The organism is Methylobacterium sp. AMS5 (assembly GCF_001542815.1).
Lineage (GTDB): Bacteria > Pseudomonadota > Alphaproteobacteria > Rhizobiales > Beijerinckiaceae > Methylobacterium.
In genome coordinates, this window is the sequence record NZ_CP006992.1 from 821,062 (window position 1) to 842,500 (window position 21,439).

Sequence of the window (21,439 nt, forward strand, 5' to 3'; positions counted from 1 at the left end):
CGCCTTACTCCGCCGCAAGGATGCGGTCGGGCGCCGGGATGGTCTCCGGAAGCGGGCGAGCCTCGATCCGGTTCAGCGGCTTACCCACGGCCGTCCGACAGGCGGCCTCAAGCTTGTCCTGCAACCCGAGGTCGGAAAGGGACTTCCGGCCGGCGGCGAGATGGTCCGTTTCAGCAGCGCCCAACTCCAGCAGGAGGAAGGCGGCCATCGCGTCGGCCGCCCGGCGCCGCTCCGATAACGGGAGGGGCGACATCGTGATGGGAACGTAGCCGTTACGGTAGAGGATTTGGTTCAGAAACTCGTCGCGCTCGCGTTCGATGTCCGCCGAAACGAGCGAGGGAAAGCAGCGCGACTGCTGGACGACTGCATCGATGACCTCGAAGCGCGTCGATTCCCGCCCGACGATCTCCGGGATCTCGTCATCCGGCAGAAGCATGGGAAGGTTCTGCCCTTCCTCAAGATCGCCGGCGTGCTGTGCTATCGCTCGAATCTTCTCAATGAGCGCCAGGGTCGAGTGGAAATCCGCGAGCGCTTGGTTTCGGCGCTCGCAATCGTGGATGTGAGCCTCCTCGGTGGCCGTGATCTTCTCACGTAGATCATCCGTCACGGTCTCGCCGAGCTCCCGCACCGTCTTCCGATGCTGCTTCAGACGTCGCACTTCCTCGCTGCGTTCGTCGGCCTGCCGGGCGCAGGCGTCCGCCTGAGCCATGATCGCGGAACCGTGAGCCCACAGCGGGATGAGGAATGGAAGACCGGTCACGAAGAAGCGGCAACGGATGCAGTTCCGCTCCCCACCCGGGACCGGAGCGTACGTCGACTTGTCGACCCCCTTGTCGTTCCGGCGCTGGATTGCGTCACCCCCGATGTTGCACAGCGTTCCGCCGTTCGGACACAGGCCTATGTCGAGGCGAAGCCAAGTGGATGGCTCCTTATAGGCCCCCTTCATTTGCTTGACGCCGTCATCAGTCAGCCGGGCCGTCATCCGAATGGCATGCGCATAGGTGGCGCTGCCAAGCAGATCGGGAAACTCGGCCTTGGCCTTCGTCGCCGCCTTGAGGCGGGCTTCGGTGAGCACCTGGCTGACGTGCATCGGGTCGAACTTCACGTACTTCAGCGTCATCAGGATCGACGCATGGCCAGCCACCACCTTGCTCAGCATCTCGATCGGCACACCGGCCATGTGGAGGCTGGTCAGGGTCGAGGATCGCATCCCATGCAGGGTGAACACGGCCTTCTTCGGCGCTCCCGAGTGGTCGCGCCCCGTGATGATCGTGACCGGCCGCTCGGGGTCCTCCAGGTTCAAGCGACGCTCCAGCTCCTCAAGCGCGTCGTAGAAAAATTGCAGGCAGGTCGGGTAGCTGACGGGCATTTCGGCCCCCCGCTCCCCTGGATTTTGCGGATAGCGGAACAGAAAAAAGCGGTCGGGGATGAGCGCGCGCACCGACTTCGAGGGCTCGTCGTTGAAGATGTGAGGAGCCAGTTCGGAATGGGGTAGCGGGCCGGCAACTGGATTGTACCGCTCCTGCCAATCACGGAGGGCATCAAGGTTCTCCAGTACCTCGACATGCTCCCATGGAATCTCGTAGCCGGCCGTGTCGTCGAACAGGACGCCACGGTCCTGTGTCTTGTTCGAATTGACATAGATTCCCGTGATGGATCCGCCCTCGCTGGTCGCAATGCGGCGGATGCAGCCACGTCTCGGATTGCGAACACCCATACGCTTCCAGAAGCCGCCATGGCGTCCGGTATTCGCCTCCCAAGAGTGCGTCGTGGAGTTCCACCGTTCGGCGTCGCCCTCGCCACTGTCGAGCCTTCGGACCTGGACGTTCCGCAAGGGCAGGTCCAACATCAGGAGTAGCAATCGGGGTAGGACAGGACAGAACACCTCGGTCGAACGACCGGTCTCCGGATCGCGCCACGGGATCGAATGGAGCGGGCGTCCATTCACACCGTTCCGCAGCGATTTTGGCCACGCGAAATCGTCCGCCGTGATGATCTCCTTGAGGCGTAAGTGGTAGCGCGTCGGCATCGGACGTGCCGACACGTCCGCCGATCGTGATGCCCCAGCAGGCACCTGCACGCTCTTGTTGAAATGTTCGACCTCGTGACGCTCCAAACCGAGCAATAAAGTTCCGTTCGTCTTGATGGCTCCAAGCCGATGCTGACGTTCGATGAAGTCGATGAACTCGTTGATTTTCCCCATCGCAAGGATGCGCTGGGTTGGGGTCGACCAATTTGCCGCGAACACACGCAAATCGGCCATGTCATTGACGTTGAAGGCGGTCTCCACCCGTGATGGATTTCCTTTTGGGAGCGTCATGAAGAACTCGCCGAGCAACCTTTTTCCTGCACGCGGCCCCTTCTTGATCAAGATCTTGCTCTCGTCGAGGAACTGCTCGTAGAGTTCGTCGAGCCATCCCAAGTGTGGACAAGCCTTGAACGGGTCCGGACGGCGAGGTCCGGGTAAGCCTGGGACGGCCGAGCGCTCGATCGATGCTGCGAAGTTCGGGTCATGGAGTTTCACGGCCACGAAGCGCGCGACGTACTGCAACCCTTTTCTGTTCGCGGACGTGTACCACTCTTCCCAATTGCCACCGGGACGCACCGCCCGCGCCAGTGCCTCGAAGTCATCGTGGTCGTACGTGGCCAGGGTCGACAACGATTTCGATGTGGCGAGTCGTAGGGATAGTAGGCTCTTCCAGGCCGAGAAAGCGAAGTTTCGCCGCTGTAGCGGCCTGTAACTCACGAAGGGGCCCTCGGCGTCGCTCTCCAGCGCATCCAGGATGACGAGCAGGTCGCTTCCCGACGAGCGCAGGTCCTTCTCGACGCGCCGAGTATCCACGGCGCCGAGCACCGAGTGGTTGAAGAACGCGCCCATCGGCCAGAGGACCGCACCGCGCCGGTGAAGATCGAGTAGGCGGCCGATGAAGTCGGCCTTGTCGTCGCTCGACGTCGCTTTGTTGAATCGATCGACCAGATCTTCGACATCGGCAACAGCGCGTTCGAATGCCTTACGGTCGCCAGTCGGCAATATCGCGAAACGTCTCGGATCCGTGTTGATCCAATGCTCCGCGAGCTTATGCTCCGCTCGAATGACGTAATCGAATTTACGCAATACTGCCTCCGTCCAAGATCGTCTCCCTGAGGCGCAGCAAAGCCTGAGTGGTGTTCTCGCTCAGCGCGTCCTGGTCGAGTGCCCCGCTCCCTGGACTCGCTCTGACCGGCAGGCTCAACTCGCCCGTCTGCAATCGATCCCAAGCCTCCTGCAGGCGCGCATCGGTCGTTGCGTTGTCCGGGGCCACGTAGACGAGTTGGGAGAGCACGCTGGTGTGGCGCATCGCCTTCTGGATGATTTCCGGCGACACGCGAAGGTCCGCGAGCGTGCGGCCGTACATATGACGAAGGCCGTGCGTGGTGGTGCCGTATCGCTTCCCGTAGGACAGATTGATCCGCAGGACGGCCGCCTTGTGATTCCGTTCGTAGGCTTGCATCGAATACGGATCGCCGGGGCGACTCGTATCGCCGGGGTTTCGATCCCGCCCCTCGGAGACGAAGAGAAACGGGTGATCGTAGCCCCTGAGCGCCTTCCGACGTCTCATGATCGGCGGTCTGACGTACCGGATGTACGTGAGGTACAGGACCCAGAAGAGTGCCGCCGCCCGGTCGTCCAACCAGTGAATGATGGCGGTGTGTTGCGGATCGAGGTCCATCCCCTTCCAGCCGGCATGATACCGCCCACGCTTCTCGACGTTCCTCGCCCTCAACCCGTAGACGCTGTTCAGAGCCTGACCACGGGTCCCGGCCTGCAGGCACCCGGAGATTGGATCCCGGTATTCGATCGCAGCGTCGGTGGGGTGATGCAGCACCACCAGGGCATGTCCCGGCTTGTCAGGGTTCTCCACGACGTCGCCGACCCACAGGTGGAGGGCCTCGCTGCGGCGCAGCCCACCCCACCCGTCGATAAGCGCCATCATCTGATCGCGCGCGTTGTGCGCACCATATGCGTCGCCCCCTCCGGCCGACTTTGGGCGTCGATGTCCCTCCCAAAGCAGCCGCGCAGCGTCCTTGCGGGGGAAGAACTTCACGGCTTCGAGCGCATGCCCCCGCGGGTCCTTGCCTAGGTTGACGACGCTACGGCGACGAACCGAGCGCGGTTCGGCGGAGATGTAGCTCAGCATCTCGAACTTGCGGAGGCGCGACCACACCAGGATGTCGGTGAAGCTGAGCCCGTCATTCGGGGGGCTTGTCGGATCGGTACGATGCTGGCTGGACGAAGAAACGGTATGGCACCACCGCGCAAAATCCTCGATGCGCCGGACGAGGTTCTTGGTCACCGAGTAAGGCGATCCCGGCCAGTACAGGCCGGTCGGGTCCCGTCCCTCGACAACGGTGCCCTCGCGCAGAGCAAGCGCGAACCCTTGGAGCAGCTCTTTCAGGAAGGGTTGCGCGCTAACAATCGGGATGGGCGTCGCGCCTGCAGCCGTGGCCCTGGAGTAGTCCCAGAACAGGCCGACCGCTCGCACGACGTCGTTCTGCCAAGTCGCGGACCGGTTGGGGTACGCACGTTGGTACTTGATAAGCGGCAGGTAGATCTCGTCGATTCCGTCCGCCCTTCGCAACACGAGGATCCGCGCCGTCCAACCGGGCGGCATTCCCTCTACGCGGCGGACCATGGTCGCGTGATGAACGGGGTATGGATGCGTCAAGCGTCGGGCCGCCGTCTCGCGCGGGTTACGCGTGAGCAGGACGACCCTGGCCTCTCCCCGCAACTGCGGGGTGATCATGAAAGCGAGCCGGTTCACGAACAGTTACCGGTTGCAACCCGAGCGAGACTTGCGGCTCCGGGTGCGAGGAGATTTCTTCGCGCAGAGCGCGGGCTCCAACGAAACTTCCGGTTGGGCCAGTGCAATGATCTCTTGGGCGCCGCAGCTCGGTTGGTTCGCCGGGTCCACGGGCGGGAGCCCTGGTGACGCCGCAACGGGCGGCGGCATCTGGACGGCATGCGAACGCATGACGGCCATGGCTGGCGCAACTCTTCCTCCCGCACCGGAGCTTCCGATCGTGTCATGCGTCTGTTGCAGGGACGGGCGACGGGGTCCCTTCGGCGGCGGGTGCCGATACGGCAACGGCTGCAGTGGCACGGGGTCTCGAAGTTCGAGGACGGGCATCCGCCGAGGGGATGGCTTCTTCCTCAGGCCGAACCAGCGGCCGATGACGTCGAACATCGCACAGAGCTCCTTGGTGGAGCCTCAAGTATTCCCGCATGGTCGTGGGCGAGCCAAATTCGTGGCCCTGTGGTCGAACCGATTGAGCGTCAGCAGAAAATCATCCAGCCATGGTTGTAATCCCTTGGCATTCCTATGCCTGGGGAAAACACAGGAAAACTCGACGAATCAGTGAGATAGCAGAATAATTCCGGGGGCGTGCAGAGGAGGCCACAACCGACCGATTCGTTCCTTGACTGTCGCTGGTTGTGTCGCCCAACTTCGACGGACATTGTTGTCGAACGGCAGATACGCTCACGTGTGCGCCCAAAGGTTGCAAGTGCGGGAAACCGTGAAACCGTATTAATCTGTATTTGTCATGCAATTACGTATCGAATGACGTGACGTGCTTCAATTCCAGCCATGTCCATCTTCGTGTGAGCTGGCAAGTTTGGCATGCGCAAAGCAATCCATAAAATTTTACTGGTTGTCATCCCTTCGCGATGGTGGATGCCGCAACGGGGCGGCGATCCTCCGGCGGATCCCATCGCAGCGTCCGCGAAGGTAGCCCCGGCTATCCGACATCCACCACGCCTGCTGTCCCTGGCGACGGCGACCCGTGAGTACGCCCGCCGTTTGGATGCAGGCACGCTAACCACCGCCCGCGATGCCGACATGGCTCGGCTCTTCGAGGCGATGGGTCCCGAGATCTGGGCATGGGCCTACGCAAGGCGGCTGACCGGACAGCGCCCCTGGCGCGCCCGACCCGACATCGACGAGCGGGTCGAGCGCGCCATCGTCGGCCACGAGATGCTGTGCGACGTCGATACCTGGGAGCGTGCCCTGAAGCGGCTCGACGCCGAGGTCGCGCGGGCTCGGCTGCATCGGACCCGCATCCCGGACCCCTTGGCCGTCCCCGATGCGATACGCGCCGTCATCGAGGAACGACGCAGGGCGGGGCTGGAGCGCGTCGAGCGGAGGCGCCGCCGCGCCGACGATGGATCCGGCTCCCTTCCTGTTCCCGATGAAGCTGTCGCCCACGTCCCGTTCCCCGCGAAAGCGAAATGACCCCATTCGAGAGTGCCCCCATGAACACCAAGTCCAATGACGCCATCGATCCAATCACCGCAGCAAAGAACGATCCCGGTTCTTCCTCACGTTCAGGTCGGCCGACGCTCGATCTGCGCTTCGTCACACGGATGAGCCGTGAGCTCGGGGACGCCGTCGCCGCCGCCGCGGGCCGTGACGGTCTCACCTCGGGGGCCTGGGTCCGCCGCCTCCTGATGGAACGGGTCGCCCTGCAGTCCCCCGTCGATGCTCGTAGCCGTCGACCGGGCATCCTTCCGAGCGAGGAGGTCGTGGCGATTTCGACGGCGGTCCGCGAACTTGCATCCGTGAACGCTGCAATCAGCTTGAAGGACATCCCCGCCGCCCGAGCCGGCCTCGACCGGGCACGGGGCCTGCTCATCCCGATCCTGATGCGGCATGCCGGACGATGATCTCCGGCGCCGTGCGCGGGCGCGGGATCGGCGATGCACTCGCCCTTCATCTCCTGAAAGCCGACAACGAGGAAGTCGCGGTTGTCCCGGCACGGGGACTCGGAAGCACAGACCTGGTCGCGCAGGTGCGCGAGCTCGTGGCCATGTCGCTCGGCGGTCGAACCGACCGCCCCGTCTACCATGTTCACGTCGATCCGGACCCGGGAATCGCCAATGAGGCAGGGGCCCGGGCGCGGTGGTGGGCGCTGTTCGAGGCCGAGTTCGGAATGGCGGAGCAGCCCTACTGCGGGGCCGTGCACGTCAAGCACGGCCGAAGGCACGAGCACCGCGTCTACAGCCTCGTGCGCCCGTCGGGGGGCGTCGTAGACCTGGCCTGGGACTTCGCCCGCCGCGAGAAGGTCGGCCGCATCGTCGAGTTCGAGTTCGGCATGCGCCCGGTCGCCTCGAAGCATGCCCGGTCGATCGAACGCCGCCTACGAGCGGAGGGGCGTGCGGATGTCGCCGACTGGCTCGCGCGATCCGGGAGCCCGAAGGCTCCGTGTCCGATCGCGCGCCTCACTCCATGGGAGCGCCGGTTGCAGGAGCGGACCGGAGTCCCCCTCGATACCGTGCGTCGTGCGGCCCTCACTGCGTGGAACGGGAGCCGCGACGGCTCCGGTTTCGTCGGCGCCCTGCGCGCCCATGGGCTCGACCTGCGGCACGGACGGAAGGGGCTGGTCATCGTCGATGCGAGTGGGACCGCGCATCTCGCTACCCGCGTGATCGGCGCGGCGGCCCGGCAGTTCGAAGGAAAGCGGATCTTCGCCGCGGCAGTGCATGCACGGCTCGGCAGCCTGGAACTGGAAGGAATGCTCGATGGACGGAATGGAAATCGCACGCAGGTTCGACGCACAGGACAGGATTCTGCACGCGCTCGTAGCGGCGCTGGCTCCTCGGGAGACGGAGTCGGACGGTTCGGGATTCGAGGATCTGATCGAAGTTCTGGCGGATCTGACGGAGGCGGTCGCCGACGTGACGCAGGCGGTGCGGTCGCTGCGCTCGAACGCCTGCGCGGGCTTCCCCCCGGCCGGGCCCTGATGCTGCGCCGACACCTCTCGGGAATGGATGCGGCGACGATAGCCAACCTGTCGGCGACCGCACGCGCCCGAGCGTCGGCCGCTCGGATCGAGGAGCGGAATGCCTACGAGAAGGAGCGTGCCTGGAGGCTGTGGGGGATGACCGATATTTGGGGCATTCCCCTCCAGTAGGTCTCCAAACGACCCTTTGCAGACCTACGCCCCTTGGGTCATCGTAGGCCGATGGATACCGTCTACCTGCTCTGGCACGTCCGGGCCGATGATCAGCACGCGGACGACGCGAAGCTCATCGGTGTCTACCGATCTCAAGAGAGTGCGGACGCAGCCGTGTTGAGGGTGAAGGGGCAGCCGGGCTTTCGCGATCATCCCGAGGGTTTCGAGATTTCGGTCTATTCCCTCGACAAGGACCATTGGACCACGGGCTTTGTTTCCGTTCGTCAGGACGAGGACGACTGAGCCGCTTCCCACCCCCAGCAGCCCTTCGCGCAGTTGAGCTGATTGAGTTTGGACCCTAGGGGCGAAACCCAATCAGCTTGACCGCGCGGGTGCCTGCTTCCGACCCATTGCTGGCATCAAAGTTTGATAGCATCACGACCATGAGAACAACCGTTCCGCACGCCTTTCGCATGTCATTTGACAGTGTTGACGGCCCCTATGAAATAATATTTCAGCCAATTGATGACTGGGATGGAATCATTGATATTAGCATTTCTGGAATGAGCATGCGCTGGGATGTCGTCAGCGCTGTGAAAGACGAAGACGGCAGCGTTTTTCTTGGCGGCATGACAAGCGGCACAGAAGAGCTGTGGGGTGATGTATATTGGTTCTCGCTTGATTTTGAAAATATTCCTCCCGTTATCGATTACTGGGGAAATTGCGTTCTCTGGCGCCAAGACAAGGGTGCCGCCTCGAACAGCCGCTAACCACCCATTTGAGACCCTGCAGGGAATTGATGGACGACCTTACCGAGCAACCGAGGCGGCTCAAAGAATGATGTTCTCGGTCACGTCCTGAGGGCTCAGCGGGAGGATGAATCGGACGCCGATACCGCCCTCGGTATGGCGGACGACCTGACTTCGGCGCCGGCCGATCGTAGCCGATGTCCCAATTTCAGGACGTGGCGTCAGATCGACCGAGGCCCCGTTGATGGAGACGTCGCGCAATCGACCGAGGGCTTCGGCGCCGTCCCAGATCACGACCACCTCGGTTCGGATCGGCACGACCCGGACAGCCTCTCGCCGGTCCGGTGCTCCCTCCCCCTGGGCGGCGTGCCATGCGAGACGCGCGGCAAGGCGGTCCCTCTGGTCGGGACCCGCCTCCAGATCCAGGCGGAATGCCCCGTCCCCCCGTTCCGCTGTGCGCCCCCTGAGAAGACCGAGCCCGGGGATCCGGCAGACGATCCGCTCGCCCGGGACAAGGGCGCGGTCGCCAATGATCTCTAGCACGTCGGGTGTGTCGCCGCGGAGTATGCAATCGCGCTCCACACCGGCTTCGTCGAGGTAGCGTCCCGGCAGGCTGACCGACGACACCTCAGAGCTCCTTGATCCAGGACAGCAGCGCCGTCCCGGTTTCCCAGCGGGACCCGACCCGAAACGATGCGTCGACATCCCGAGGATTCACCCCGTAGCGCGCATGGAATGCCTTGCTGAAGCTCTTCAGGTTCTCGTAGCCGCAAGCGTAGGCCACGCTCGATATCCGGCGGGCGTCGCCGCCTTCCACGCCGGAGAGGATGCGCATCGCCCGGGCCAGACGACGATTGCGGATGTAGGTCATCACGCCGCCTTCCGGCTCGAACAGCGCGTAGATCGGCGTGCGCGACAGCCCGAAGCGGGCGCAGAGCAGCTCGACGCCGAGGTCGGTCCGATCGAGGTTCGCCTCGATGAACTGCCGGATCTCGATCGCCGCCACCGCCGGACGGTTGTAGCCGCTGTCGGATACCGGGGTCAGGGCAGCGTTGCACAGGGCGACCGTCGCCACCGAGAGAAGGTTCCGTTGCTCCTCGTCCGTGCCGTCGAGGCAATGCCGGACGTTCCGGATGTGGTCCGAGAGCAGGCGCACGAGCGGCCGATCGCGTCGCGAGAGGACGCTCCTGTGGAGGTCGCCGACCTCGCCCACCCGAGCGTCGAAGGCCCGCCGCGGGATAACTAGGCTGATCGCATCGACGCCGGTGAACGCTCGGCCGAAGGCCGGCTGCGCCATGTCGACGAGGAGGATGTCCCCGCCGTCGATCGGCGTCTCGCCCGACGAAGCGTCGATCATGGCGCGCCCGTTCAGGTGGTGCTGGAAGTAGACGTGATCGACCGCATGGGAGGCGATCTGCGGACCCGTCCGCTCCACGGTCTGCGCCGACGCATGCAGTCCGTACAGATGGATGCCGCCGACCCTCCAGGCACGGAAGTGCACTTCATCGGGAAGCGGCCGGTCGCGATCGGGGGTCGAAACCCAGATCGGGGCGACCGTCTCGACCCACGCCTCCCGGCGTAGCTTCTCGTCTCCCAGAAGCGGGATGTGCGGGTCTATGACTTCTGGCTGCATGCGTCGAACGTCGTGATGGACGAAGCGACACAGGCGTCAAAGCGCCGACAAAAGCAAGTCATTATCCAGCAAGTCCCGCCTCAAATTTCGCTTAATATAGGTCGGGACGGAATTAGACATAATCAGGACGCTGGTAGACAAGTTCGGATTGGTTCATCCGGAAATGTTTTGAGGTGATAAACTTGCTGATCCGAGGATTGCTCACTGTTCGACGCCCCTCGTCGAGCGGAGAAGGATCCCGAGATGTCATCCGCCATTACGCTGTCCGCCGCGACGCGGCAGAACCTGCTGTCGCTGCAGGACACCGCCGGCCTGGCCGCCACGAACCAGGGCCGGCTCGCCACCGGCAAGAAGGTCAACTCCGCCCTCGACAACCCGGTGAACTTCTTCACCGCCCAGAACCTCTCGAACCGCTCCACCGCCCTGTCCGGACTGCTCGACGGCATCTCCAACGGCATCCAGACCATCCAGGCCGCCGCCAAGGGCATCGACACCGTCACCTCGCTGGTGAAGCAGCTGCAGTCGGTGGTCAGCCAGGCGCAGTCGAACGCGGCGACCAACCTGCCGAAGGTCTCCGGCACGGTGGCGCTCGGCACCGCCGGCGAGGCCAGCACCACGGGCAGGAGCCAGCGCGACGTCGCCATGGCCAAGACCGTGCTCGGCACCGCCGGACCCGCGACGGGTTCCGTCAGCGGCAATCTCGGGCTCAGCGCCAGCGCCGCCAACCAAGTGCAGCTCAAGGCGGGCAACGCCGTGTACACCTACACGGTCGGCGCGACCGACACCCTCGGCGACGTCGTCAACGCCATCAACAAATCCGGCATCGCGAACGCCTCGGTCGATTCAAACGGGCTTCTCAGCGTCACCGGCAGCGGCTCGGACGCGCTCACCGTCAGCCTCGGCGCGACCACCGTGGGCACGTTTGCGGCCTCCTCGACCGATACGGCCTTGTTGTTCGGCACGGCGACGACGAGCGGGGTGACCGGTGGCGGCACCTCGGCGCAGCGTTCGGCCCTGGTCGACCAGTTCAAGAACCTGCGCACGCAGATCAACCAGGCCGCCCAGGACGCCGGCTTCAACGGCACCAACCTGCTGGCCGGCGACAAGCTCACGGTCGTCTTCAACGAGAAGACCGGCGGTGGGCAGTCCAAGCTCGACGTGCAGGGCGACGCCCTCACTGCCTCCGGCCTCGGCATCGGCAGCCTCGTCGACAGCGCGACGACGCAGCCGGGCGCGGATTTCGGCGTGCAGAACAACGCCGACCTGACGAAGGCCGCCAACGCGCTGACCAACGCGCTGACGTCCCTGAACTCGCTGTCCTCGACCCTCGGCTCGAACCTCTCGGTGGTTCAGACCCGCCAGGACTTCACGAAGAACCTCGTCAACGTTCTCGAAACGGGGTCGGCGAACCTGACCAACGCCGACATGAACGAGGAGGCGGCCAACTCGCAGGCCCTCTCGACCCGGCAGTCGCTCGGCATCTCGGCGCTCTCGCTCGCCAACCAGGCCAACCAGGGCATCCTCCAGCTCCTGCGCTGATCGCCGAAACCACGGGCGGCCACGATCCGCCGCCCGCCTTCGCGTTTCGTTCACCAACGCTCCGGGCTTTCTCCATGCTTCCAAAATCTATGTTCCCCCTCCTGGCCGCGCTCGGCCTGGCTCTCGGCGCCTGCAGCGACGAGCCGTCCGAGCCGGAGATGCGACAAGCACTCGTCGATTACGGGGAGCGCGCCTATCAGAAGTATTCCGCGACTGCGCTTCTCATGGCCGGCCCGCGCGGTGTCGTCCTGAAGCCAGAACGGGTCCTGACCTCCTTCAAGAAGCTCGCCTGCTACCCTCCTGACGAGAGCGGTGGCCATCAATGCCAGTTCGAAGCCGGCCTGGATGGCGAGCCGGCGAGCAAGGACCGTCTTCGTTTCGTCAGAGCACCGAACGGCACGTTCGTGGTTGCCGAGCGATGAGGCGGCCCTTGGCATGCCCAGCACCGACGCGTGAGGCCAGTTTGATGCTCGACGTCACCCGACATGGGGCCTGTTTCGCTGGCGCCGTCCTCCTCCTCTTTCAGGCAGGAGCCGCCTCCGCCATCGACCTGCCGGAGGCCGTTCGAGCTTGGTTCATCACCGGCCGGTCCATCGTCTGCGTCGATCCGGACGGCAACGACCGGCGCTGCTCGGTCGATGAGGACACGCATATCGAACTCCGACGCTCACCGGACGCATCGAGGGCGCTCGCCTTCGTGACATACCTGCCGGATCCAACCGGCAATGCGACCGCGACCACGGCCGCAATCTTCCGGGCGGGCGAGACAGGCTGGCGACATGTCCGAACTCTTACAGAGGTCCGGGACCCGCTGGCGGGCAAGGTCATCTTCAGCGATCGGACTGCAACCTTTGCGGTCGCCGTGCCGCGGCGGGGCGATGCCCACTGCTGCCCGACCGGACGTAAGACCTATCGCGTCGGCCTGCCCTGATCTCCTGTTACGCGAAACCATGGGGAGGGCCTCGCCCTCCTCGAAGGAACGATTGAATCACCGATCGCGTGGATGTCGTTGCCACCTCGTCGTACGTTATTGCCGTCGAACCTCTGACGCCGGAGACCGCCACGTCGTTCGGCATCCCTAGATTTGTGGGATGCCAAGCCGACCGGCACCCTCGAAGCGAAACGCGCACAGCGGCCCGACGCCGGTGCGCGGCACTTCGGGGCGAGGAAAGGCATGCCGGAGGATCGGGTCGTCACGGTCAGGCATCCCAGTCCGATGCTCTTTCGACGCAAGCGGAAACGCAAGCTCGACCAATGGTTCGTCGCGACGGACACTCCGGTGGCCCTGCGTGCCGGGTCCCGGGAGGATCTCGGCGAAACCTACACCGTAGGCATCGAGGGAAGGGCCTTCGTCTGGCGCGTCTTCGAGGGTCAGCTCTGGTACCAAGTCTCGGGTCTATCGAACGCTCGTCGCATGCACGGCCCCGGGGACGCATTCGGCGTGGACGACTTCGAAACGTTCCTGGCCACTGGCGGCCTCGATGGGGGCGTGGCCTATACGGACCTCGACTTCGTCACGCGACGAACGCCGCTCAGGGCCGTCTCCAACGACGGCCGCGTCGTGACGAGTGGCATCCGTATCGATGGGGGCGGCCCCCCGCATGGCATCGAGATTGCGGAGATCCATGAGGATGGTCGAGCTTCAGCGGTGGCGGATCTCAGGCGCTTCATGGACGAGCGCGTCCGCATCGTGGAAGATGTCGTGCTCGTCCGGGCTTACGACCCCCTCGTATCGTTGCTCGGGCAGGGATGGGCTTTTCAAGCGTTTCCTCAGGCACGGGAAACACCCCATGCGACCGTGAAGCGCCGCGAGCCGCTCGGCTACCGCCCCGACGTCGCGGATCTGGGTATGGCATGGGAGTGCGCGGCAAGGCAGCGTGATCGACGTGTCGGCCTCGGCCTGCAAGCCGGAGCTCTCGATGAGGCGCCATACGGATCGGACACGGTCCGATTGCTGGCGGGGTTTGCCGTGAGCGCCGCCATGGAGGCGTACTTCGAGATCCGAGACCTGTACGAGTTCTTTCTCTACCGTGGGAAGAGCACCGAGCCGTCGGAACGGGCGATGGATTTGGCGAACGAGGCGTGGGCATGGTCGAAGAAAGCCAGCCTTGGCCGGATCACGGCGGAAGAGGCCGGCCGGGCCGTCGATGCGGCGCGAGGTCTGACGGAGGCCGTCGCCGACTGCCGCGGCTCGAACGCGGCCGTCATGCCGATGATCCACGAAGCGCGATTCCTCGTTCGCCGCTTCGACGAGTTCGAATGGCCCATGACGCTGAAGGACGATGCCGCCAACGACATGACTTCGCTCAGCAGTTTGACACGATAGGTCTGAAGCCTGTCCACCACATGTCCGTTTGAGGATCGTCCAACGGACACCAGCGAACCGTCCGCTGGGACCCGTCCCGCATGAGGGCGGCGGCCGTCTCATAAGAACCGTACGCTGATCCTTTCAATGGCGGGGGGCCAAACGTACACTTCTCGGCATGACGACGATCCTCATCGGCTACGCGCGCTGCTCGACCGACCGGCAGGACCTCGCTGCACAACGGGCCGCGTTGGAAGGGCTCGGGGTCGCATCTGACCGGATCTACACCGACCACGGCCTGACCGGCACGAACCGAGCACGCCCGGGGCTCGACCAGGCGCTCGCGGCCGTCCGTACCGGCGACACCCTCGTCGTGCCGAAGCTCGACCGCCTCGCCCGTTCAGTCCCGGATGCCCGCGGCATCGCCGACGCCCTCGTCGCCCGGGGGATCAAGCTGGCCTTGGGAGCGAGCATCTACGATCCGGCCGACCCGATGGGCCGGATGTTCTTCAACATCCTCGCGACTTTCGCGGAGTTCGAAAGCGACCTGATTCGCCTGCGGACCCGCGAGGGGATGGCGATCGCACGATCCCGGGGCAAGCTGCGTGGAAAGAAGCCGAAGCTATCCGACAAGCAGCAGAAGGAGCTGCGGCGAATGAACGACACCGGGGAGTACGCGATCGCCGACCTGGCCGAGCTGTTCTCGGTATCTCGCCCGACGGTCTATCGCGTGATCGCTCGCGAGCCGGCGACGTCGGGTTGATCGTCCTCTTTGGTCGATGGGCTCGTACAGGTTGCGGTCCCGTTAGGCATCGGGCTTAACTGGATCGCCTTCGAAGGTCGGGCGGTGGGCCGAGCTTCCATCCTGGATCGGGACCGTGAAAAGCCTCGCCATAACCCTGAAGGAGCTGGAGGACGACCAGCTTGAAGAGTTCATCGAACTGTTCGCCGAGCGTATCGGCACAGGGTACGTCGCCGTCCATCGACTGGGGCAGGCCAACGACAAGGGGCGCGACGTCGTCGGTTTCCTGACCGAAGCGAAGCACGAGGGCCCCTGGCACCTCTACCAGTGCAAGCGGAAGACGTATGCCAGCTCGCTCGGGTTGGGGGAGGCGCTCGTCGAACTCGGAAAGGTGTTCCACCACCACGCCGAGGGCGGCGCGTACAAGACGCTTCCGACCAAGTACGTGTTCGTCTCCCCCCGGGGCATCTCGGGGACCTTGCGCGACCTGATCCTCAATCCTTCGGACCTAAGGGCCGAACTCCTGGCTAAGTGGGATACCCACTGCAAGACCGGCATCACCGCCCGCGGGGGCAATCCGACACTGCTCACTCCGAAGCTCAAGGCGCTCATCGAGGCCTACGACTTCAGCCAGGTATCGTATCTCTCCGCGACCGACATCGTGAAGCATCCCGCGGCCGGGCCTGCCTTGGGCCGGGTGCTGAGGCTTCCTCCCGGGGAGGCACCTGTCGGGGAAGCCCCTGCTGCTTTGCAACCGGAGGAAATCGAGTACCTCGACCAGCTCCGTCTGGTCTACGGCGAGGCACGTGGCGCCGCGTTCACGACGGTCGATGCGATCCTGACCGATGCGCAGTACGGGCCCGACCTAGGCGAGCATCGGACGCGGTTCTTCGAGGCCTCCGTGTTCGATCGCTTCCACCGTGACAACACCGACCCACAGGCGCTCGCGGCTTTCCAGCGAGACATCTACCTTGGCGTGATAGGCATCCATCGCAGGGTCCATGCGACCGGGTACCAGCGGCTCTGCGCCGTGATGGATCACGCTTCCCTGATGGCGACCGCCATCGGGGGAACGCTGGTCCGGGTGACGGTCCGGCAAGGCGTGTGCCACCACCTCGCCAACGACGGAAAGATGAAGTGGACGCCATGAGCCTCGATACGTTCGGCCGGCTCTACAACTCGCCTCTGGAGGCGGGCATCCGTGCGGTGATCGTGCTTGAGCACCTGCGTCCTGTGGCGGTCGACCTTCCGGGGATGATCCTGTTCGACCACGTCGTGGTCCATTCCCACGATCACGGGGGCCCACCGAGCCTTCATACGAAGTTGCCCGCCCGCAAGGGAGAGCTGTTGGTCCGGCGGCGTCTGGTCGAGCGGAGCCTGCAGCTGATGCGAGGCTGCCACCTCGTCGCCGAGACGCACGACGTGGATGGGATTTCCTACCGGGCCACTGACGAGGCCGCGGCTTATATCGAACTTCTGGAAACGCCCTACTCGGAGCACCTGAAGGTGTGTGCGTCCTGGATACGGGACGAGGTCAGGCGGCATACGAAGGACGGCTTCAAGGAGCGCCTTCGGCAACGCATCGGCGAGTGGACCGATGCGTTCGGCGTGACCGATGGTCCGGCCCGGCAGGCATGAGCGTGCCATCGCCCAGGTTCTACCTCCGCCGGTTGGCCATCACCGGACCGGAAAAGCCGGTGTCCGAGCTCGGCTTCGTCCCCGGCATCAACGTTGTTTGGGGAGCCTCAAACGGGGGCAAGTCCTTCATACTCGCGGCCCTCGACTTCATGTTCGGCAGCGGGTCCTCCCTACCCGACATCAAGATGATCCGCGGCTACGATCGGGTCTGGCTATGCCTCGACCTGCCGCGAGCCGGCCGCGTCACGCTTGCCAGAGGGGTGACCGGCGGAAGCTTCGACCTTTACGAGGGCGAGGTGGACCCTCAGTCGCCCGGGGCCACCAACCGGACCCTGGCGGCGGACCACAGGGCGAAGGGACCGAACATTTCGGCCTTCCTGCTGGGCGAACTCGGCATCGGCGTGCATCAACTCGATCGAACGCTGAACGGCGACAAGGCCACCTTCACATTCCGCCACGTCGCCCCCTACGTCCTCACGGACGAGACGAGCATGATGGCGACGTGGAGCCCCACCCAGATCGATCCGCGGGCGGGCGACACGTTCAACAAGAACGTCTTCAAGTTCATCATGACCGGGATCGACGGTTCCGCGACGGTGGTGACCGATAGTCCGGAGACGCAGAAGCGGGGTAACGCGGGCAAGCTTGAGCTGATCGACGAGCTCTTGTCTGAGGCCCATAAGGAGCTGCAGGAAGGCTGGCCGGACGGTGAGGGTTTGTCGGACCAGGAACGCCGTCTCAACGCGTCCCTGGGGGCCGTAGGGGACGAGGCAGCGGAACGGCAGATCCGGCTGGACGACCTGCGGGCTAGGCGACGCGACGCGCTCGAAAAGCAGGCATTCGACGAGGACGGCCGTTCGGAGCTCGTCTTGACGCTCGAACGCTTCGATTTGCTCGCCGCCGTCTACGAGAACGACATCGCCCGTCTCGATGCCCTTGCCGAGGGCGGGGCGGCCCTGCTCGCTGGCGCGGGTAGGCCGTGCCCGCATTGTGGCGCGGATCCGGAGCATCAGCGTCACAGTCACGGCCTGGGCGAGATCGAGCAAACCTACGTGGCCGTCGAAGCCGAGGTCCGGAAGATCCGGCTGGAACAAGCCGACCTTCGGCGGACCATCGTCGGACTGGTCTCCAAGCGGGACGAACTAGACGGCCGCATCCAGAAACGGGCCGGCGAGATCGAGGGGATAGAGGCATCTATCCGTTCTGAGACCCCGTTGGAGAGCTCGATCCGGGCGAACTACGAACGGCTCGACCTTGCGAGGGAGCGGGTCCGCCGCGGCCTCTCGATCCAACGTCGGATCGAGGACTTGGAGGCGCGCAAACGCGAGATCGCGGCATTCAAGCCGACCAGGCTCGTTCCGGGGAGCGTCGTGGCGGGCATCAGCGGCTCTCTAGGCGATGAGTTCGCCCAGGACGTCCAGTCGATACTGCATGCCTGGAAGTACCCGGGACCGCCACGGGTATCGTTCGACACGAAGGCCCACGACATCACGCTGAACGGCGACAGCCGTCGGGGCAACGGCAAGGGCGTCCGAGCCCTGATGCACAGCGCCTTCAAGATCGGCGTTTTCACCTTCTGCCGCCGGCACAGTCTACCCCACCCCGGCATCATCGTGCTCGACAGTCCGCTCGTCAGCTACCGAGACGGCCACAAATCGAAGCATGGCCCCTTGGACGAGGACGAGAAACTCGTCGGTCAGACCCAACTCAAGCATCATTTCTACGAGTACCTGCTCCGGACCTGTGCGGACGTGCAATACCTCGTCATCGAGAACGATGCGCCTCCGATCGCCCTCGGCGAGAAGGCGAAGGTGACCACCTTCGCGGGCGAGGACGGTGTTGGTGATAGGCGGGGCTTCTTCCCCGGCTGAGGGTCGGCATTGCTTCCGTCGTTTCCAGCAATCGCATCTGCGTTCGACGTGCAGCTCCGATTCGCCTGGCCGATCCATGGAAACGACCCCGACCACCATCCCTCTATCGTACACCGCCTTTGCCTTGGTAGCGCTTGGTAGGGTCAAGCTGGGGGATAAATGGACGTCGCCCTCTCACGGCGAAAACAGGGGTTCGATTCCCCTTGGGAGCGCCACCGGCTTTCCGTATCGTTGCTGTAATGTACTGCGACGAGCGACGAAAATACCTTCTCCTCCAAAAAATAGTTCGATGGTCGTCCGGTCGAGCCGGGTAACGATAAGATCGGCTTTTTGTTCGAGGAAGCGCTGCGCCTGAGCGAAAATTCGTAGCATCTGAAGCGCGTCGCGATGGGAGTTGACCCGGGAGCAGCTCAGCCTCGTCCCAAATCCGACCTGTCGCGGGCCGCGCTACAACATGCGGTGCCACCTGATCCCATCGCACGCGGAAAAGCGCCCCCTGTTACGGGGCGCTGGTCACAAGACCGATGCCATGTCATGTGCAGGCTGGTGACCCATCATCCCGAACCTCTTCCACCTGTGCCGCTCGTGAGCCTGGGTTGGCGCGCCTTCTTCGAGGAGCAGCGTGAACCGCACGAGACGGATCTCGCGCCCATGCGGATCGCAACGGTTCATCGCTCACGCCTGACCGCCCTGTCGGAGACGGGATCGGTCCAGCTGGAACTTGCCGTTCATACCAACACCGGCGATTTCGCTGTGGGCGATTGGGTGCTGGTTCATCCCCAGACCCGGATGCTCCACCGCCGCTTGAACCGGCGGACGGTCCTGGAGCGACGCGTCGAAGGCAGCAGAGCCCTGCAGCCCGCCGCAGCCAATGTCGATACGCTGTTCATCGTCACCTCCTGCAATGCCGATTTCAATCAGGCCCGGTTGGAGCGCTATCTGGCGCTGGCCAATCAGGGCGGCACGAATCCGGTGATCTTGCTCACCAAAGCCGACATGGCGGCCGATATGGGCGCCTATCGCGACCAAGCCGCCGCGTTGCAGCGCGGGCTCGATGTCGTCAGCGTCAATCCTCGCCTTCCGGGGGCTGCAAGCACCCTGGCCGCGTGGTGCGGAGTGGGACAAACCGTGGCGCTGGTCGGCTCCTCCGGTGTCGGCAAATCGACGCTGGTGAATACGCTCGCCGGTCCGGGGCAGGCGCTTCCCCAGGAGACCGGAGGCATTCGCGAGCACGACGCCAAGGGCCGTCACACCACGACGTCGCGTTCACTGCACGCCATTGCGGGGGGCGGCTGGGTGATCGACACGCCGGGCATGCGAACGCTGCACGTCAGCGGCGCTGCAGAAGGGATCGCAACCCTGTTCGCCGAGATCACCGAACTCGCGCCCTCGTGCCGGTTCCGCGACTGTACGCACGCGCACGAACCCGGCTGCGCCGTGCAGGACGCTGTTGCCGACGGTAGACTGGACCCTGAGCGGCTGATCCGTTGGCGAAAGCTTCTCACCGAAAACCGCGACAACACGCCAACCCCCACGGGACCGCGCGGCCGGCGAGGTGCCGGGGGGTAGAACCTCTGCCGAAGCCAAAGCCAACGAGATCGCCGCACTTCCCGCGATTACTCATCAGGATCGAAGGGTCGGTCTGGATGGCTCTCGGAGCCTGCGAGGCGAAGCGCCCGCGGTCGAGCCGTTCGCATCCAACGCTCGCGAAGACGCTTTCGGCCCTAGAGCGTTTTCGGTCTGAGCTGAATCGGGCAGGTGGGGTTCACGCGAAGCTGTTGGGCTGATTCACTGATCGCTCTTGAGAAGGAGCGAAGCATGGGCCGACCCTACAGCCAGGACCTGCGCGAGCGCGTGGTGAAGGCCGCGGCAACGACTTCGCGCCGCCAGGCGGCCGCGCGGTTTGGGGTCGGCATCGCGACCTCGATCCGCTGGATGGCCGCGCTCACGACGACTGGGACGGTGGCCGCTCGTCCGCAAGGGCGAGCGCGCCGCTCGAAGCTCGATCCGCACGAGGCCTTCTTGCGCGGACTGATCGACGGACAAGACGATATCACCCTTGAGGAGATGCGCGCCCGGCTCCGGGACGAGCACGCTCTCACGGTGGGGCTCGGCACCCTGTGGAGCTTCCTCGACGCACGCGATCTCACCTAGAAAAAAAGACAGCTCACGCCGCCGAGCAGGAACGCCCGGACGTGAAAGCGGCGCGCGAGGCCTGGTTCGAGGGCCAGCCCGATCTCGACCCTGCGCGCCTGGTTTTCCTCGACGAGACCTGGACCTCCACCAACATGGCTCGCACCCGTGGGCGTTCACCGCGCGGCGAGCGGCTGCGCTCGCCCATCCCGCACGGTCACTGGAAGACCACGACCCTGGTCGCCGGCCTGCGCCTGTCCGGGATCGCCGCGCCGTTCGTGCTCGATGGGCCGATCAACCGCGACGCCTTCCAGGCCTACGTCGATCAGGTTCTGGTGCCCGAACTCGGCCCCGGCGACATCGTCGTCATGGACAACCTTGGAAGCCACAAGGGGCCGGCCGTGCGTGCCGCGATCGCGGCAGCCGGCGCGCGGCTCTTGTTCCTCCCGCCCTACTCGCCCGACTTCAACCCCATCGAGATGGCGTTCTCGAAGCTGAAGGCGCTCCTGCGCAAAGCGGCCGAGCGAACCGTCGAGGGATTGTGGTCGGCCATCGGACGCCTCGTCGACACCGTCACGCCAGACGAGTGCGCCAACTTCTTCGCCGCAGCAGGATACGAACCAGATTAAACCGAAAACGCTCTAGCGCCGTCGGACCCCGAGCCGGCGGCTTGCTGGGGTCGGCCCGCTGGGCAGGCTGAGCACGCCTGGTCCGCGATCCTGAGCCGTGATCTCCGGATGCGAAGCCCCCTCCCCTGCCAGCGGTGGCGTGGTGCCGAGCGATCCGCTCGCGTTCGGCGGAGACGATCGCGCTAACGTCTCGCTATGTCTGTGAGAAGCTTCCGCCGTGGTTGTGTCGTGCACGACGGAAGGCCCGCGGGCGTTTGGGCCAGCGGGC

At 64.6% G+C, this 21,439-nt stretch carries 19 protein-coding genes and 1 tRNA gene; 16 read left to right on the plus strand and 4 right to left on the minus strand.

Annotated elements, in window-relative coordinates:
* Nucleotides 1-4: 4 nt before the first annotated feature.
* Both Y590_RS03855 and Y590_RS03860 read right to left on the minus strand, forming a co-directional pair.
* Entirely contained in the window at nucleotides 5-3,115 is a 3,111-nt protein-coding gene (locus tag Y590_RS03855) for a VPA1269 family protein (RefSeq protein WP_060768726.1), read from the minus strand.
* Entirely contained in the window at nucleotides 3,108-4,784 is a 1,677-nt protein-coding gene (locus Y590_RS03860) for a site-specific integrase (protein WP_060768727.1), read from the minus strand. The genes Y590_RS03855 and Y590_RS03860 overlap by 8 nt, the downstream gene beginning before the upstream one ends.
* Nucleotides 4,785-5,660: 876 nt before the next feature.
* Here Y590_RS03860 and Y590_RS26225 point away from each other — a divergent pair.
* The 5 genes from Y590_RS26225 to Y590_RS26230 all read left to right on the plus strand — a co-directional run bounded on the left by Y590_RS26225 (nucleotide 5,661) and on the right by Y590_RS26230 (nucleotide 8,702).
* Nucleotides 5,661-6,272, plus strand: coding sequence for a hypothetical protein (locus Y590_RS26225; RefSeq protein WP_144439917.1), 612 nt, complete (start codon nucleotides 5,661-5,663; stop codon nucleotides 6,270-6,272).
* A gap of 20 nt (nucleotides 6,273-6,292) precedes the next feature.
* A complete protein-coding gene (locus Y590_RS03870; RefSeq protein ID WP_060768729.1) occupies nucleotides 6,293-6,703 on the plus strand; it encodes a hypothetical protein in 411 nt (136 codons plus the stop codon).
* Complete coding sequence (locus tag Y590_RS03875; RefSeq protein ID WP_060768730.1) at nucleotides 6,700-7,950, plus strand: relaxase/mobilization nuclease domain-containing protein; 1,251 nt, start codon at nucleotides 6,700-6,702, stop codon at nucleotides 7,948-7,950. Before Y590_RS03870 ends, Y590_RS03875 begins: the two co-directional genes overlap by 4 nt.
* A 51-nt stretch (nucleotides 7,951-8,001) precedes the next feature.
* Nucleotides 8,002-8,235: a DUF7336 domain-containing protein gene (locus tag Y590_RS03880; RefSeq protein WP_060768731.1), complete on the plus strand. Its 234-nt coding sequence runs from the start codon at nucleotides 8,002-8,004 to the stop codon at nucleotides 8,233-8,235.
* Between the two features lie 77 nt (nucleotides 8,236-8,312).
* Nucleotides 8,313-8,702, plus strand: a complete 390-nt coding sequence (locus Y590_RS26230) for a hypothetical protein (protein ID WP_144439918.1) — start codon at nucleotides 8,313-8,315, stop codon at nucleotides 8,700-8,702.
* Between the two features lie 60 nt (nucleotides 8,703-8,762).
* On the opposite strand, the gene Y590_RS03885 is transcribed toward Y590_RS26230, so the two are convergent.
* Both Y590_RS03885 and Y590_RS03890 read right to left on the minus strand, forming a co-directional pair.
* The gene (locus tag Y590_RS03885; protein ID WP_060768732.1) at nucleotides 8,763-9,308 is read right to left on the minus strand and encodes a PilZ domain-containing protein; all 546 of its coding nucleotides are present in this window, start codon (nucleotides 9,306-9,308) and stop codon (nucleotides 8,763-8,765) included.
* A 1-nt stretch (nucleotide 9,309) separates the two neighbouring features.
* Entirely contained in the window at nucleotides 9,310-10,314 is a 1,005-nt protein-coding gene (locus Y590_RS03890) for a helix-turn-helix domain-containing protein (protein WP_060768733.1), read from the minus strand.
* A gap of 243 nt (nucleotides 10,315-10,557) precedes the next feature.
* On the opposite strand from Y590_RS03890, the gene Y590_RS03895 reads away from it, so the two are divergent.
* The 11 genes from Y590_RS03895 (at nucleotide 10,558) to Y590_RS25375 (ending at nucleotide 21,171) form a co-directional block, all read left to right on the plus strand.
* Nucleotides 10,558-11,853, plus strand: coding sequence for a flagellin N-terminal helical domain-containing protein (locus Y590_RS03895; RefSeq protein ID WP_060768734.1), 1,296 nt, complete (start codon nucleotides 10,558-10,560; stop codon nucleotides 11,851-11,853).
* A gap of 89 nt (nucleotides 11,854-11,942) precedes the next feature.
* A complete protein-coding gene (locus Y590_RS03900) occupies nucleotides 11,943-12,275 on the plus strand; it encodes a hypothetical protein (protein ID WP_060768735.1) in 333 nt (110 codons plus the stop codon).
* Between the two features lie 44 nt (nucleotides 12,276-12,319).
* Nucleotides 12,320-12,784, plus strand: coding sequence for a hypothetical protein (locus tag Y590_RS03905; protein WP_060768736.1), 465 nt, complete (start codon nucleotides 12,320-12,322; stop codon nucleotides 12,782-12,784).
* A gap of 243 nt (nucleotides 12,785-13,027) precedes the next feature.
* A complete protein-coding gene (locus Y590_RS03910) occupies nucleotides 13,028-14,179 on the plus strand; it encodes a DUF8359 domain-containing protein (RefSeq protein ID WP_060768737.1) in 1,152 nt (383 codons plus the stop codon).
* A 157-nt stretch (nucleotides 14,180-14,336) separates the two neighbouring features.
* Nucleotides 14,337-14,921 (plus strand): recombinase family protein, encoded by a 585-nt coding sequence (locus Y590_RS03915; protein WP_060768738.1) that lies wholly within the window; start codon nucleotides 14,337-14,339, stop codon nucleotides 14,919-14,921.
* A gap of 115 nt (nucleotides 14,922-15,036) precedes the next feature.
* Nucleotides 15,037-16,050 (plus strand): ABC-three component system protein, encoded by a 1,014-nt coding sequence (locus Y590_RS03920; protein WP_060768739.1) that lies wholly within the window; start codon nucleotides 15,037-15,039, stop codon nucleotides 16,048-16,050.
* Nucleotides 16,047-16,538 carry an ABC-three component system middle component 2 gene (locus Y590_RS03925; RefSeq protein ID WP_144439919.1) on the plus strand — a complete coding sequence of 164 codons (492 nt, stop codon included), beginning with the start codon at nucleotides 16,047-16,049 and terminating at the stop codon, nucleotides 16,536-16,538. The genes Y590_RS03920 and Y590_RS03925 overlap by 4 nt, the downstream gene beginning before the upstream one ends.
* 59 nt (nucleotides 16,539-16,597) lie before the next feature.
* On the plus strand, nucleotides 16,598-18,409 hold the full coding sequence (locus Y590_RS03930; RefSeq protein WP_158509725.1) for a coiled-coil domain-containing protein: 1,812 nt from the start codon (nucleotides 16,598-16,600) through the stop codon (nucleotides 18,407-18,409).
* Nucleotides 18,410-18,548: 139 nt separating this feature from the next.
* Nucleotides 18,549-18,624 (plus strand) — tRNA-Glu (locus tag Y590_RS03935).
* Between the two features lie 319 nt (nucleotides 18,625-18,943).
* The gene (rsgA, locus tag Y590_RS03940; protein ID WP_060768741.1) at nucleotides 18,944-19,978 is read left to right on the plus strand and encodes a ribosome small subunit-dependent GTPase A; all 1,035 of its coding nucleotides are present in this window, start codon (nucleotides 18,944-18,946) and stop codon (nucleotides 19,976-19,978) included.
* Nucleotides 19,979-20,227: 249 nt separating this feature from the next.
* Nucleotides 20,228-21,171, plus strand: a protein-coding gene (locus tag Y590_RS25375; RefSeq protein ID WP_144439921.1) for an IS630 family transposase whose coding sequence is annotated in 2 segments (ribosomal slippage) — nucleotides 20,228-20,561 and nucleotides 20,561-21,171 — 945 coding nt in all. Because the reading frame shifts where the segments join, the coding sequence is not laid out codon by codon here.
* Nucleotides 21,172-21,439: the final 268 nt, after the last annotated feature.

Bases quoted from the DNA above. Each gene is read 5' to 3' on its own strand.
- Y590_RS26225 (WP_144439917.1), top strand. From the start codon at position 5,661: ATGCGCAAAGCAATCCATAAAATTTTACTGGTTGTCATCCCTTCGCGA.
- Y590_RS03880 (WP_060768731.1), top strand. From the start codon at position 8,002: ATGGATACCGTCTACCTGCTCTGGCACGTCCGGGCCGATGATCAGCAC.
- rsgA (WP_060768741.1), top strand. From the start codon at position 18,944: ATGTGCAGGCTGGTGACCCATCATCCCGAACCTCTTCCACCTGTGCCG.
- Y590_RS03910 (WP_060768737.1), top strand. From the start codon at position 13,028: ATGCCGGAGGATCGGGTCGTCACGGTCAGGCATCCCAGTCCGATGCTC.
- Y590_RS03900 (WP_060768735.1), top strand. From the start codon at position 11,943: ATGTTCCCCCTCCTGGCCGCGCTCGGCCTGGCTCTCGGCGCCTGCAGC.
- Y590_RS03895 (WP_060768734.1), top strand. From the start codon at position 10,558: ATGTCATCCGCCATTACGCTGTCCGCCGCGACGCGGCAGAACCTGCTG.
- Y590_RS03875 (WP_060768730.1), top strand. From the start codon at position 6,700: ATGATCTCCGGCGCCGTGCGCGGGCGCGGGATCGGCGATGCACTCGCC.
- Y590_RS03890 (WP_060768733.1), bottom strand. From the start codon at position 10,314: ATGCAGCCAGAAGTCATAGACCCGCACATCCCGCTTCTGGGAGACGAG.
- Y590_RS03905 (WP_060768736.1), top strand. From the start codon at position 12,320: ATGCTCGACGTCACCCGACATGGGGCCTGTTTCGCTGGCGCCGTCCTC.
- Y590_RS03915 (WP_060768738.1), top strand. From the start codon at position 14,337: ATGACGACGATCCTCATCGGCTACGCGCGCTGCTCGACCGACCGGCAG.
- Y590_RS03870 (WP_060768729.1), top strand. From the start codon at position 6,293: ATGAACACCAAGTCCAATGACGCCATCGATCCAATCACCGCAGCAAAG.
- Y590_RS03925 (WP_144439919.1), top strand. From the start codon at position 16,047: ATGAGCCTCGATACGTTCGGCCGGCTCTACAACTCGCCTCTGGAGGCG.
- Y590_RS03860 (WP_060768727.1), bottom strand. From the start codon at position 4,784: ATGATCACCCCGCAGTTGCGGGGAGAGGCCAGGGTCGTCCTGCTCACG.